This window comes from Bradyrhizobium sp., assembly GCF_049798375.1.
Lineage (GTDB): Bacteria > Pseudomonadota > Alphaproteobacteria > Rhizobiales > Xanthobacteraceae > Bradyrhizobium.
In genome coordinates this window covers 1-13347 of sequence record NZ_JBARGP010000637.1, presented here as the reverse complement: position 1 = coordinate 13347, position 13347 = coordinate 1, and the positions used below count along the sequence as shown (strand labels likewise).

Genomic DNA, 13347 nt, shown 5'->3' with positions numbered 1-13347 from the left:
TGACGTGCTTCCAGGTCGGATGATGGTCGAGCGCGTTGCCCGGTCTGTCGAAGGTGACGTCGTCAGGCAATACGACGGGCAGGTCCTTCGCCGGCACCGGCACCACGTCGCATGTCGGGCAGTGGATCACCGGGATCGGGCAGCCCCAATAGCGCTGGCGCGAGATGCCCCAGTCGCGCAGGCGGAAGTTCACCTGGCGCTCGCCGACCGGCGCATTGCCGCGCCGCTCGCTCTCCAGCCGCTTGGCGACCTCTTCCTTGGCTTGATCGATCGTCATTCCATCGAGGAAGCGCGAATTGATCATGCGGCCGTCGCCGTCATAGGCCGTGTCGGTGATGACGAACGTCTTGGGGTCCTGGCCCTCGGGGCATACCACCGGAACGTTGCCGAGATCGTATTTGTTGACGAAGTCGAGGTCGCGCTGGTCGTGCGCCGGGCAGCCGAAGATGGCGCCGGTGCCGTATTCCATCAGCACGAAGTTCGCGACATAGACCGGGATTGTCCAGGTCGGATCAAAAGGATGCACGGCTTTGATGCCGGTATCGAAGCCCTGCTTCTCCGCGGTGTCGATCACTTCCTGCGCTGTGCCGATCCGTTTGATCTCGGCGATGAACTCGGCGAGCTTCGGATTGTTGGCGGCCGCGGCCTGCGCCAGCGGATGGTCCGCCGAGATCGCCATGAACTTGGCGCCGAACAGCGTGTCGGGCCGCGTCGTGAAGATCTTCAACTCGCTCTCGCCGGCGGGCGAAGTCGTAGGATCGAGAGCAAAACGGATCAACAGGCCTTCGGAGCGGCCGATCCAGTTGCGCTGCATCAGCCGCACCTTGTCCGGCCAGCGATCCAGCGTGTCGAGCGCGTCCAACAGCTCCTGCGAGTACTTCGTGATCTTGAAGACCCACTGGTTCATTTCGCGTTGCTCGACAACCGCCCCGGAGCGCCAGCCGCGGCCCTCGATCACCTGCTCGTTGGCGAGCACGGTCATGTCGACCGGATCCCAGTTGACCTTGCGCTTTTCGCGCTCGACCAGCCCGGCTTGCAGGAAGTCGGTGAACATCTTCTGCTGGTGCTTGTAATAGCTGGGGTCGCAGGTCGCGAATTCGCGTGACCAGTCCAGCGACAGCCCAATCGAGCGGAGCTGCTTCTTCATCGCAGCGATGTTGTCGTAGGTCCAGGCCTTGGGCGCCACTTTGCGCTCGATCGCGGCGTTCTCCGCCGGCAGGCCGAAGGCGTCCCAGCCCATCGGATGCAGCACGTTGAAGCCCTTTGCGCGCATGAAGCGGGCCAGGACGTCGCCGAGCGTATAATTGCGAACGTGGCCGATATGGATGCGTCCCGACGGATAGGGAAACATTTCAAGCACATAATATTTTGGGCGCGGATCGTCGTTTTTCGAGGCAAAAATAGCCTTCTCGTCCCACTGGCGCTGCCAGCGAGGCTCGGATTCACGGGCGTTGTAGCGTTCGGATGTCATGGAATCGCTTGTAATTTTCGAGGATTCGCGTCGGTCACAAGAGCGCGGACTAGGCCACAAAACGAGCGGCAAGGTCAATGGCCGACAGACGATGATACCGTTCCGGCAGGCCGCTAAGCGGCGGTAATCCGTAGACTTTTCGCAATATTGCGTTGCACCCTCGTGGATCGGATTGAGGGGCGGTTAAGACTTGAGTGGGACACTCGGTCGTTACTCACGCCATCGCCCACATCCGGGACTGTCCGATCCGTGTCAGACGCCACGTTCGACGAGATCGATTTCGAATATGCAACGTCGCTGGCCGCTAAGGCCTTGCGGGCGATGGCGCAGCAGCATGTGCCGCCGACGCCGAACAATTTTCATCTCTGGTTCAAATACGTCATCGGCACTGCTCCAGACCTGAAGCGTGCGATCGACATTCTGGTCAGCAACAAGCGCAAGTTCGACGCGACCACCAATCACGCGCTGTTCGATACGTATATCGGCTCGGCGGGCGCCGACGCTGCCGTCGTCCACAAGGTGTCGCAGCAACTCCACGGCGTGATGGATTCTGCAAAGCAGTATCTGACGGCGGCGATCGCCGACAACCGGCTTCAGATGGAAGCGATCGATGACGTGGCCGACGGTCGCTACAACGGCGTCGATCCGAAGCTTCTGATCGAAAACCTTGTCAGCGAACTCGCCCGGGCCACCGAACGTGCTGCCAAGCTGGAGACGAGCTTCGCCGAGAAATCGCGCGAGCTCGACACGATCAGAGACTCTCTGGACAAGTCCGAGCAACGCGCCCGCACCGATACTCTGACCGGCCTGCCGAACCGTCGCGCGCTCGAAGAGTTCTTCCGTCAGGCCCAGATCGAGGCGATGGAAAAGGACCAGCCGCTCAGCGTCCTTCTGATCGACGTCGACCATTTCAAGACATTCAACGACAATTTCGGTCATGGCGTCGGCGACCAGGTGCTCCGGCTGGTGGCCAAAGCGGTGCGCGATCGCCTGCGCGACAGCGACCTGCCGGCTCGCTATGGCGGCGAGGAGCTGATCGCCGTGCTGCCATGTGCGGATCTCGAAAGTTGCGGCAACGTGGCGGAAGCGATTCGCCGCGCGATCGCGGAATGCCAGTTCACGCGTCGTTCGACCGGCGAGATACTGCCGCAGATCACGGTGTCGATCGGCGTCGGTCAGTTCCAGTTCGGCGAGTCGATGACGGATCTGATCGATCGCTGCGACCGCGCGCTGTATCTCGCGAAGAAGCTCGGCCGCAATCGCGTCATCACCGAGCTCGAGCTCGATCGCAAGCTCGCGGCCGGCTAGCGCGACGACGTCATAACCACTGTCATTTCGGGCTCGCCCTTCGGGCGCCTGGCGTAGGACGAAGCGGGCCCTGGCATGTCGCGTCAGTTCGCGCGCGCCATGGTCTCGCCGTTCTCGATCACCTCGATGATGCCGTGCGCGACCACATTGTTGCGGCCGCGATGCTTGGCGGCGTAGAGCGCTGCATCCGCAGCCTCGATCAGGTCCGCCACCGCGATCTGTGGGTTGGGTTGGGCGCAGGCCACGCCGACGCTGACCGTGACGTACTGATGGCTCGATGTCGCGTGTGGCAAGGTAAGCGCTGCCACCTCGGTGCGCACCAGCTCGCCGATCTCGAGCGCGCGGCCGGCTTCCGTGTTCGGCAGCAGCAGGCAGAACTCCTCGCCGCCATAGCGTCCGGCAAATCCCGCCGCTGCCATCGCAATGCCGGAAAGGGTTGCGCCCAGTCGCGACAGGCAGGCATCACCTTCCGGATGGCCGTAGGTGTCGTTGTAGAGCTTGAAGTGATCGACGTCGATCATCAGCAGTGACAACGAGCCATCCGCTTGTTGAGCCTTCATCCATTCGAAATCGAGCCGGTTCTGGAAGCCGCGCCGGTTGGCGAGCCCGGAGAGCACGTCGACCGATGCCATGACCGTGAGGCGGTCATTGGTTGCCAGTAGCTCGCGCTCGCGTTGCCCGAGCTTCGCGGCCATCGCGTTGAACGCCTTGGCGAGCGGCACGAATTCAGACGGCAGCCTCGTGCTCGCACGCGCCGACCAGTCGCCGAACCCGAAGCGTTTCGCAGTGGCGGCCAGGATGTTGATCGGCTGGATGATGAGTTTTTCCGCGGCGATCAAGGCTCCCAGCAATACAAAGAGGCAGACGAAGCAGGCCTGCAGATAGGCGGTGCGAATCTCGCGGTCGATCGCGGCGGTCACCCGCGTCTCGTCGATGCTGACGATCAGCCGCGATCCGGTGTCGGCGATGCGGTTGAAGCTGATAGCGCGCCGCGCGCCGTCGGCGGCGACGAAGGACATCGCGCCCTCGTCCTTGGTCGAGCTCATCGCCGTCTCGGCGATGGCTGACAGCAGCGGCACGCTATCAAGCGACCGGCCGACATAGCTCGCCTCGTCAGATGCTGCGGCGAGCACGGTGCCGACGCTGTCGACCAGCACGGCCGAGATGCCGGGACGGTTGTCGAGGTTGCCCATCACCTTGGACATCCATTCGAGACTGATGCTCGCCAGCACCACGGCGTCCGGCTCGCCGGTGATGGCGGAGACGGGGTAGGCGGCGATCATGATGGGCGCCTGATCGCGCTTGGCGAGGCGGAAGTCGGAGAATGCGAAACCGCGGGTTTGCTGCGCCTTGATGAAATAGGGGCGGTCGCTGAAATCGAGCCCGACGAAACCGTTCAAGGTCGCACATTGAACGCGCCCGTCGCGGCCCGCGATCATGACGTTACGGATCCATGGCAGATTGAGCGGCAGGCTGGCCCGCAGCAGGTCGCAGCTGCGACCGATCCCGGCCGTCCCGGCCCGCACATAGGCGGCCGATTTGAGCACCGTCTCGACCGACATGATCACTTCGCGTTGCGTGTCGGTGCTGTGCTTGGCGAGATTGGAGAACTCTTCGGATGCCTGGGCGATCTGCCTCGCGCGCGCTGTCTCCAGCGAGCGCGCGCGTTCCAGCATCAAAGGTGCAACCAGGATCACCGCCAACAGCGCGAGACGGGCGCGGATTCCCAGCAGCAGCCGCAGTCGCACTCTATTGCGGTTGAAGCGGATGCTTGGCATCTTCGGTCTCCTACCCCAGTCCGTAAGGATACGGGGAAGGGCTTCAAAAACCCTTTCTCAAGTTCGGTAAAATGCAGATAAGCCCCTAAATTTGCGATGGTCGAAGCCGATGGCGCCTGAGAAATCCGGTGATTTAACTTCCGATTCACCAAACGCATTCGCGTCGGTGGAGCGGGAGATCGCGCGCGCCTGCGCGGACGCACGCCGCGACCGTGCCGGTGTGACGCTGATCGCGGTCTCCAAGACCTTCGGCGCCGATGCCATTGTTCCGGTGATCGCGGCCGGCCAGCGCGTGTTCGGCGAGAACCGCGTCCAGGAGGCCAAGGCCAAATGGCCCGAGCTGATTGCGCCCCGTCCTGATATCAAGTTGCACCTGATCGGGCCGCTGCAGTCCAACAAGGCGAAAGAGGCCGTCGCGCTGTTCGACGCGATCCACTCCGTCGACCGGCCGAGCCTGTGTCAGGCGCTGGCGAAAGAAATCACAGCACAGAAGAAACATCCGCTGCTGTTCGTTCAGATCAACACCGGCGAGGAGGCGCAGAAGGCCGGCATCGCGCCTGGCGACGCCGACGCCTTCATCGCGGACTGCCGCGACCGATATGGCTTGACGATCTCCGGCCTGATGTGCATCCCGCCGGTCGACCAGGCGCCCGGCCCGCATTTCGCGCTGACTGCGAAGATCGCCGCGCGCAACGGGCTCGAGCATCTGTCGATGGGTATGAGCGCCGATTTCGCCACCGCGATCCAGTTCGGCGCCACGCATATCCGCGTCGGCTCGGCGATTTTTGGCCATCGGTGAATCCCGCTGCCACGGACCGGATCGATCAGGTTCATCCGTCCAGCTCTTCCCGAAGGACGGGGAGAGGGAGTGCTCCGCCAATTGCGCGATACCTCGCAAACAAGCGCGCTGACTTAGTCGGCATCCAGAAAGAAAATGGCCATTTGGCAAATGGCGGTCTCCATCGCGCGATATCCACGAAACCGGTGGCATCGAAGAGGGGAACCCTCGGCCGTTTCTGGCGTTCTATGTAGCTGCCGCGGGGGCCGTGCGCATGTCCAACGTCGCTGAACCCAGAAATGTGAGAACGGGCCCTGACGATGAGAGCGATCCGTCGGAACGGCGGCAACTGAACATCGTCTCATTCGCAGCGGCGCTGCTCTCGGCCACAATTATCCTCGGCGCGCTCTACTACGGTCGCGACATTTGTGTCCCGCTTGCGACCGCTTTCCTCATCAGCTTTGCGCTAAATCCGCCTGTCACCTGGCTCGCTCGACGAGGGCTGCCGAGGGTCGCTGCCACGGCTCTCGTAATGGGTGTCCTGCTGGTGGTCCTTTCCGGTCTCGGATTCCTGCTGGCCGCACAGGTCCGCACCCTTGCCGTCGAGTTGCCGGCGTATCAAAGCACAATTCTGAGAAAACTGTCCGATATACGCGAGAAGCTTAGTGCGCCCGGTGCGTTCAGCGGAGCCCTGCAGACCATCGAACGCGTGCAAAAGGAGGTAACGTCCGAGCCGCCCACAGCGCAGGGACCGGCCGCGCAACGGGTGGAGGTGGTTCCCACGAGCCAGACGCCGTTCGAGCAAGCGTTCGCTTGGCTTTCGCGCTCATTGGAGCCGCTCACCGTTGCCGGCATCATATTCATATTCGTCTTTCTTGCTTTAGTGGACCGCACTGATCTGCGCGACCGATTACTGCGCTTATTGGGCAGTGATGTTCATCGTTCGACGGAATCAATGGAAGAGGCGGGCACGCGTGTCAGCAAATATCTGCTGATGCAGATGACCGTGAACGTCAGCTACGGCATACCGATGGCACTTGGACTGTGGCTCATCGGCGTCCCTGGTGCTTTGCTGTGGGGGTGCTTGGCTGCGGTGCTGCGCTTCGTTCCGTACCTGGGTCCTCTGATTTCCTCAATGTTCCCAGTGGCGCTGGCCTTCGCAACGGACGCCGGTTGGAGCATGGTCCTGTGGACGGTGACGCTCATCGTCGTCCTGGAGCTGGTCAGCAACAACATCGTCGAACCTCTTCTCTATGGTTCAAGTACCGGCCTCTCAGCCATTTCGCTGATCACGGCCGCCATGTTTTGGACGGCGCTTTGGGGTCCTGCCGGATTGATCCTTTCGACGCCGCTCACCGTGTGTCTGCTGGTCTTCGGCCGCAACCTGCCGCAGTTGCAGTTTCTCGATACGCTTCTCGGCTCGACGCCAGCGCTCGATCTTCCTACGCGTATCTATCAGCGATTGATCGCGAGCGATCCGGACGAGGCTATCGAGCTCGCCAATGAAAGGATCGAAGCATCATCCCTTCGCGAGTTTTACAACGATGTTGGCATTGAGGTGCTTCGGCGCGCGAGCGAAGATTATCTGCGAAATGCGACCGCCGCGCATCGCCTACGCTTCGCCATGGGAATGGACGCGTTACTGGATGAGTTGATGGAAGAAGGACCACCGAAGATTGAGGATCGTGCAAAAGCAACGGTGATCTGTATCGGAGGTAAATGGGAAGTTGATGCGATTGCCGCTCGAATCGTTGCTCACGCCCTGGAATTTGAAGGAATCGCGGCAGAAGCGCGTCCGGCCGCGACGGTGAACCGCCACTACGTTGAACAGCTTGCGTTGAAGGGGACCGAAACGGTCTGTCTCAGCTATTTCAGCGAAAATCCGGTAATTCCTGCTCGTCACTTCACGCGGCGGCTGCGGATCAGGTGGCCAAACCTTCGCATTGTGCTCGCATTCTGGAATGCGCCATTGGAGCTATTGGAGGAAGCAACCCGTGAGCGTATCGGCGTAGAAGCCGTCGTCAACTCGGTTGACGAAGCAGTCCGTCGAATTCACCGCATCGTCGCCCCCGAGGCTGCACGGGACGCGCAACAAGCAGAAATGCCAGAACATGACGAAGAACGCGTGGCCGCTCTCGAGGCGACTGGGCTGCTGGATGGCAATCACCGCGAAGCGCTTGACGCCATGGCAAAGCGCGCGGCGGATGTTTTTAACGCGAGCATCGCCGTGATATCGACTATTGATGACCAGCATGAGTACTTCGTGGGGCAGAGCGGAGATTTACCTTCTGCACTAACTGACGAAGCGGGCGCGCTCCTACCAATGGCTCGTCGTGACGCCATCTGCAACTACGTTGTCGCCAGCGAGGAGACCCTTGTCGTCCCTGATATTGAGCGCGACCCACGATTTGCCGATAACGAGGCGATCAGGCGGTGGGGAGTGCGCTTTTACGCAGGGTCCGCAGTGCGATCGAAAGACGGATTTGTCCTTGGTGCGTTCTGCATACTGGATGATGAACCTCGCAGCCTTCAGGAAGGCGAAGTAGAGCTACTGGAGAAGATGGCAGCCGAGGTGGGGGCGACCATTGCAGATGGTGCCGTCACTGAACCCCACACCGCTGCTCATTCGTTACCCGCCACTGCGACCGTGGGGCAACGGGTGCCGGAATAGGCGCCATCGGAATGGCGCCGGCAGGCCATCTAGCTAATGATAATTACGCAAACCTTACGGACACCTTCCCGAGCACACCGAAATCGGCTTCCATCGCGTCGCCGGCCTCGATCGGCAATGGCGGGTGGCAGGTGCCGGTCGTGACGACTTGGCCGGCCCGCAAGGTGATGCCGAGCCCGCGCAGCTCATTGACGAGCCAAGTGAGCGCCACCCGGGGATCGCCGAGCACGTTCTTGCCGTGACCGACATATTGCTGGCCGCGGTGCGTGATCACCGGCTTCGCCTCGACGAGATCGGTCGCGCGCCAGTCTGTATCGGCCGCGGGCCCGAGCACGAATAGATGCGCGCAGGCATTGTCCGCGATCAGTTGCGCTTCGCCGGCACGGGTGAAGTCGGCAAAGCGCGAGTCCGGAATTTCGATCGCCGGATGCAGCGTGCCGACGGCGGCAAGAACCTCGTCCACACTATAAGACGCCTCGCGCGATGGCAGGTCGGTCTGCATGCGGAAGGCAAATTCCGGCTCGGCGACGCACATCGCGTTGCCCGCCATCGATGCCGTGCCGCCATCGGCGATCACGGTCTCGGCCAGGATGCGTCCGGCCATCGGGCCGGTGACATTGATATGGCGCTGGCCAGCCTCGCTGGTCGCCGCGATCTTCCAGCCGAACAGCTCCGCGCCGGACTGCTTCTCGAGCTCGGCCTGCACCGCATAGCCTTGTACGCGATCGTGCGGCCGTATCGACGACGGCAGGTTGGCGAGCTTGGTTCCGTGCCGCCATTGATCGCAAAGCGCGGCTGATGCCGCCGCAATCTGCTTGGCGTCGAGCATGACTCTCCCCCCTTTAGTGTCCCGACTTCTCACGTTGGGATCAAACGGTGACCAGACAACTACGCGATGATGATTTTGGTCCGCGGGCCCAGCCGTTGCAACAGCTGCAGCATCGAAGATCGGGTCATTGCGACGCATCCGGCAGTCGGCGCGAATTGCGGACGCGCCAGATGCAGGAACACGGCACTGCCGCGGCCGGCGATGCGCGGACGCGTGTTGTGGTCGATCTCGATGACGAAGTCATACAGATGGTCATCGCGCCGGAGCCGGTCGCCCGATCGCGCGTCGGCTGATCGGACCGGCTGGTTGTAGTGCCGGTCAGCCGGGTTCTCGCACCAGGCATCCTTGGGCCCGATGATGCGGACGGGTAGAAAGGTCCGCGGCCGCGCGTGGCGGTCGGCGCGCCACCACAGCCGGCGTGGATAAAAGGTGCCTCGCGGGGTGCCGCCATCGCCTTCGCGCTTGTTGGCGAGGATGCCGCCGCGGCCGAGCGCGACCGGGATGATCCGGCCGCCCAGCTCAAGCCAGCCACGCTGCCGATTCCCAGCGACATGGTGAATCCGGATCGCGGCCAGCGGCGGATTCATCTTATAAGAGCTTGTTATTACGGATTTTTTCACCAGACCCCCGTTGCCTGCCAAAAAGCCTTAATGTCGGCAAATGGTCTGCCGCATTACAGGACATTCATCTGAATGCCCGTGGATTCTGGAGTAGAGTCGTTTCGGCTGTAAGCTGATTTCGGCTTGTGAATCAGTAACGGACGCTTACTTCAAGACGAAATGAGGCTTAGACGCCTCGTTTGGCAGCGTTGACGGCGTCCCGAGGGTTATTGTCCTGGCGCCAGCAAGAGGATTGTAGAATGCCCAATGCCCGCAAGATCCTGATCGTGGACGACGATACCGATCTGCGCGACACCTTGATGGAGCAGCTCTCGCTGCACGACGAATTCGAGGCGTCTGCAGTCGATACCGGCGCCAAGGGTGCCAGCGCTGCCAAGGCCAACGCACCAGATCTGGTTCTGATGGATGTCGGGCTGCCGGATACCGACGGCCGCGAGGTGGTGCGTAGTCTGCGCAAAGGCGGCTTCAAGGCGCCGATCATCATGCTGACCGGCCACGACACCGATTCCGACACTATCCTTGGGTTGGAGTCCGGCGCCAATGACTATGTGGCGAAGCCGTTCCGCTTCGCGGTGCTGCTTGCGCGCATCCGCGCCCAGCTCCGCCAGCACGAGGCCAGCGAGGACGCGGTGTTCTCGGTCGGCCCCTACAGCTTCCGTCCCGGCTCGAAGATGCTGACCGGCGCCAATGCCAGGAAGGTCCGGCTGACTGAGAAGGAGACCGCGATCCTGCGCTTCCTCTATCGCGCCGGCCAGCTGCCGGTCTCGCGCGAGACCCTGCTGCAGGAGGTCTGGGGCTATAACTCCGGCGTCACCACCCACACGCTGGAAACCCACATCTACCGCCTGCGCCAGAAGATCGAAAAGGATGCGGCCAATCCGGAGATCCTGGTGACGGAGGCCGGCGGCTATAAGCTGGTACCGTAAGCCGTTTCCGGGAGCGGCAATTCGCCGTATGATGATTTGATGTCATCATCTCTGCGTCTCCCGGGCCGTTCATGTCGATCGAAGACGATATAGCGCTGCTGGAGCGCGTCCCCACCTTGCAATTGCTGGGGAGCGACTCCTTGCGCATGCTGGCGATCGGCTCCGAGCAACGCAATGTCCAGGGCGGCGAGACGCTGTTTCGCGAAGGCGACACCGCCGATTGCGGCTATGTGGTCCAGCGCGGTGCGCTGCGCGTCCATGATGGCGGTGACGCCGAGATCGTTGCAGGCCCGGGCGCATTGATCGGCGAGCTGGCGCTGGTGGTCGAGATGCGGCGGCCGGCCAACGCCGTGGCGCTGGAGCCCTCGACCGTGGTCCGTATCTCCCGTAGCCTGTTTCAGCGCGTGCTCGAAAGCGATCCTGCTTCGGCGCGCCGGCTGCGCGACGAGTTCGCCGACCGCGCCAACCGGATCACCGCGGATATCCGGATCGCCGGCGAGCGATTGATCCCCGATTAAACCTCGAGCGTGACCGTCACCGGCACGTGGTCGGACGGACGCTCCCAGCCGCGGGCGTCGCGCAGAATCCGGAAGTCGCTGACCTGGTCCTTCAGCGCCCGCGACACCCAGATGTGGTCGAGCCGGCGGCCGCGGTCGTTCGCGGTCCAGTCCGCCGCGCGATAGCTCCACCAGGTGTAGACCTTTTCCGATTGCGGGATGCGCTCGCGCGCGACGTCGAACCATTCGCCGTGGCTCTGCGCCGCCAGCAGCTTCTCGGTCTCAATCGGCGTGTGCGACACCACTTTCAGCAACTGCTTGTGCGACCAGACGTCGTGCTCGTGCGGCGCGACGTTGAGATCGCCAACCAGGATGTGGCGGTCGTCGCCGCGCGGATGCAGCGGCTCGCAGCCCTTCATCTCGTCGAGGAACTGCAGCTTGTGCTCGAACTTCGGATTGAGCGCGGGGTCGGGAATGTCGCCGCCCGCCGGCACGTAGAAATTATGTACGACCAGCGGCTTGTCGAGCGCGGCTTTGGCGCCGAACGAGACCGAGATGTGGCGCGAGTCGATCTTGTCGCAGAAGGTCCTGATGTCGGTGCTCTCGAACGGCAGCTTCGAGATCACGGCGACGCCGTGATAGCCCTTCTGCCCGTTGAGCGCGATATGCTCATAGCCGAGTCGCTTGAAGCGCTTCAGCGGAAATGCATCGTCGATGCATTTGGTCTCCTGCAGGCACAGCACGTCGGGCCGCACAGCCTTGATGAACTTGGCGACGAGATCGATGCGCAGCCGCACCGAGTTGATATTCCAGGTTGTCAGGACAAGACGCATGGGAGCGAGGTGATAACACGGATCACGGCAGCATCCGCGCGCGGCCACGGCAGAGCGCGGCCGCAGCGACGCATGCCTGCCGGGTTATCCCCAGCTAAGCGGTAGGGGCATGGCGCGAGATCATGGCCAGCTTAGCCCGGCGGCGTCCCCCCCGGATAATTGGTGAAGTCGATCTTGAATAGGCTCGGATCGAGCTTCTTGGTGGAGTCGAGATTGTAGACTGCGACCGTGGTGTCGTAGCCCTGCGGATCGGTCACCGTCCACTGCTTGAGCTGGCCATCCTTGGCGCCGATCATCAGCAGCATGCGGCTGGTGCCGATTAGCGCGTGCTTCTCCTCGATGGTGATCGAGATGTAGAGATCATCCGACGACACCGCGATGACGTTGGTGTCCTTCAACAGGTCGATGCGGTCCGACAACAAATAGCGCAGCGGCGTCTGCGACAGCGGATAGACATCCTGCGTCGCCAGGTTGCGATCGCGCACCACCACCGACGAGCCGTCGGCGACGATGTCGATCGGGCTCGGCGGATCATATTCGAAGCGTAGCTTGCCCGGCTTCTGGATGTAGAAGTCGCCCGTGGTCTTGCTGCCATCCGGGCCGACCTGGACGAAGTTTCCGATCAGGGTCTGCAGCGACGACAGATAGGCGCTCACCTTTGCGGCCTGGGCTTTCTGATTGGCGTCGAAGGTGGTGAAGATGCTGGCGGGCACGTTGCGCCGGGGATCCGGAATGATCGGATTCGGCACGGCCTGCGGCGTGCTCGCCGCGCCGGGTGTGCGCTGCGTCTCAGAGGCGCTGAGTTGCGCACCGACGCGGCCTTTCGGAGCCGGCTTCGGCGCCGGCAAGGTCTGCGCCGTCGCATGTACCGCTGCGCCCGTCAGCGAAATCGCCACCAGCAGCGTGGCTGCGGTGAGCTTCGCGCTATGCGGCCTGACGGGCCTCGGGGTCTGCAATTGGGTGTGGTTGTTCAAAACGTCGTCCCTGAGCTGTCGGGTGTCTAACGCGGTTCGGTCCGGAAGCCTTATCGTTTTTCCGTGAGATTATGATCGCCATAGGGCCGATCTCGGGGCCGACCTTGGGCCGAGCCCGAAAACGGGCGAAATCAGAATCCGCCTTCTTCCTCGGGAACCAGGATCTCGCGCTTTCCGGCATGGTTGGCCTGGCCGACGATGCCTTCCTGTTCCATGCGTTCCATCAGCGAAGCGGCCTTGTTATAGCCGATCTGCAGCCGCCGTTGAATGTAGGAGGTCGAGGCCTTGCGGTCGCGCTTGACGATGGCGACCGCCTGCGAGAACAGGTCGTTGCCGCCGTCGCCGCCGCCCATGCCGGTGGCATCGAACACCGCGCCGTCTTCTTCGCTCGGTTCCTCCGCGGTGACGGCCTCGAGATATTCCGGCGAGCCCTGGGCCTTGAGGTGACGAACCACCTTCTCGACTTCCTCGTCGGAACAGAACGGGCCGTGGACGCGGCTGATGCGGCCGCCGCCGGCCATGTAGAGCATGTCGCCCTGGCCGAGCAGCTGCTCGGCGCCCATCTCGCCCAAAATCGTTCGGCTATCGATCTTCGAGGTGACCTGGAAGGAGATGCGGGTCGGAAAGTTCGCCTTGATGGTGCCGGTGATGACGTCGACCGA

12 protein-coding genes are annotated in these 13347 nt (G+C 62.5%); 5 read left to right on the top strand and 7 right to left on the bottom strand.

The genetic code is table 11. The features are described 5' to 3' along the window. Nucleotides 1-1471: leucine--tRNA ligase (leuS, locus tag WA702_RS25120; RefSeq protein WP_425113242.1), on the bottom strand; the 1471-nt coding region annotated here is incomplete at its 3' end. A 321-nt stretch (nt 1472-1792) separates the two neighbouring features. Here leuS and WA702_RS25115 point away from each other — a divergent pair. Then, entirely contained in the window at nt 1793-2779 is a 987-nt protein-coding gene (locus tag WA702_RS25115) for a GGDEF domain-containing protein (protein ID WP_425113244.1), read from the top strand. An 83-nt stretch (nt 2780-2862) separates the two neighbouring features. On the opposite strand, the gene WA702_RS25110 is transcribed toward WA702_RS25115, so the two are convergent. Continuing rightward, nucleotides 2863-4557, bottom strand: a complete 1695-nt coding sequence (locus WA702_RS25110; RefSeq protein WP_425113241.1) for a diguanylate cyclase domain-containing protein — start codon at nt 4555-4557, stop codon at nt 2863-2865. A gap of 109 nt (nt 4558-4666) precedes the next feature. On the opposite strand from WA702_RS25110, the gene WA702_RS25105 reads away from it, so the two are divergent. After that, nucleotides 4667-5356 carry a YggS family pyridoxal phosphate-dependent enzyme gene (locus WA702_RS25105; RefSeq protein WP_425113240.1) on the top strand — a complete coding sequence of 230 codons (690 nt, stop codon included), beginning with the start codon at nt 4667-4669 and terminating at the stop codon, nt 5354-5356. A gap of 253 nt (nt 5357-5609) precedes the next feature. After that, complete coding sequence (locus WA702_RS25100) at nt 5610-8006, top strand: AI-2E family transporter (protein ID WP_425113239.1); 2397 nt, start codon at nt 5610-5612, stop codon at nt 8004-8006. Nucleotides 8007-8049: 43 nt separating this feature from the next. On the opposite strand, the gene WA702_RS25095 is transcribed toward WA702_RS25100, so the two are convergent. Beyond that, nucleotides 8050-8835 (bottom strand): 2-keto-4-pentenoate hydratase, encoded by a 786-nt coding sequence (locus WA702_RS25095; protein ID WP_425113238.1) that lies wholly within the window; start codon nt 8833-8835, stop codon nt 8050-8052. A 59-nt stretch (nt 8836-8894) separates the two neighbouring features. Continuing rightward, nucleotides 8895-9422, bottom strand: coding sequence for a L,D-transpeptidase family protein (locus WA702_RS25090; RefSeq protein ID WP_425113237.1), 528 nt, complete (start codon nt 9420-9422; stop codon nt 8895-8897). Nucleotides 9423-9694: 272 nt separating this feature from the next. Here WA702_RS25090 and WA702_RS25085 point away from each other — a divergent pair, with 272 nt between their 5' ends. After that, nucleotides 9695-10381, top strand: coding sequence for a response regulator transcription factor (locus WA702_RS25085; protein ID WP_425113236.1), 687 nt, complete (start codon nt 9695-9697; stop codon nt 10379-10381). 71 nt (nt 10382-10452) lie between these two features. Further along, nucleotides 10453-10899, top strand: coding sequence for a cyclic nucleotide-binding domain-containing protein (locus tag WA702_RS25080; protein WP_425113235.1), 447 nt, complete (start codon nt 10453-10455; stop codon nt 10897-10899). Here WA702_RS25080 and WA702_RS25075 read toward each other — a convergent pair. From WA702_RS25075 to WA702_RS25065, 3 genes are all read right to left on the bottom strand, one after another. Then, nucleotides 10896-11711, bottom strand: coding sequence for an exodeoxyribonuclease III (locus tag WA702_RS25075; RefSeq protein WP_425113234.1), 816 nt, complete (start codon nt 11709-11711; stop codon nt 10896-10898). The two genes, WA702_RS25080 and WA702_RS25075, sit on opposite strands and share 4 nt — an antisense overlap. Nucleotides 11712-11842: 131 nt before the next feature. Further along, a complete protein-coding gene (locus WA702_RS25070) occupies nt 11843-12613 on the bottom strand; it encodes an outer membrane lipoprotein carrier protein LolA (protein WP_425113243.1) in 771 nt (256 codons plus the stop codon). Nucleotides 12614-12816: 203 nt separating this feature from the next. Beyond that, nucleotides 12817-13347 (bottom strand): DNA translocase FtsK (locus tag WA702_RS25065; RefSeq protein ID WP_425113233.1); only part of this gene is annotated, 531 nt, incomplete at its 5' end.

Bases quoted from the DNA above. Each gene is read 5' to 3' on its own strand.
- WA702_RS25105 (WP_425113240.1), top strand. From the start codon at position 4,667: ATGGCGCCTGAGAAATCCGGTGATTTAACTTCCGATTCACCAAACGCA.
- WA702_RS25075 (WP_425113234.1), bottom strand. From the start codon at position 11,711: ATGCGTCTTGTCCTGACAACCTGGAATATCAACTCGGTGCGGCTGCGC.
- WA702_RS25090 (WP_425113237.1), bottom strand. From the start codon at position 9,422: ATGAATCCGCCGCTGGCCGCGATCCGGATTCACCATGTCGCTGGGAAT.
- WA702_RS25085 (WP_425113236.1), top strand. From the start codon at position 9,695: ATGCCCAATGCCCGCAAGATCCTGATCGTGGACGACGATACCGATCTG.
- WA702_RS25100 (WP_425113239.1), top strand. From the start codon at position 5,610: ATGTCCAACGTCGCTGAACCCAGAAATGTGAGAACGGGCCCTGACGAT.
- WA702_RS25115 (WP_425113244.1), top strand. From the start codon at position 1,793: ATGGCGCAGCAGCATGTGCCGCCGACGCCGAACAATTTTCATCTCTGG.
- WA702_RS25080 (WP_425113235.1), top strand. From the start codon at position 10,453: ATGTCGATCGAAGACGATATAGCGCTGCTGGAGCGCGTCCCCACCTTG.
- WA702_RS25095 (WP_425113238.1), bottom strand. From the start codon at position 8,835: ATGCTCGACGCCAAGCAGATTGCGGCGGCATCAGCCGCGCTTTGCGAT.
- WA702_RS25110 (WP_425113241.1), bottom strand. From the start codon at position 4,557: ATGCCAAGCATCCGCTTCAACCGCAATAGAGTGCGACTGCGGCTGCTG.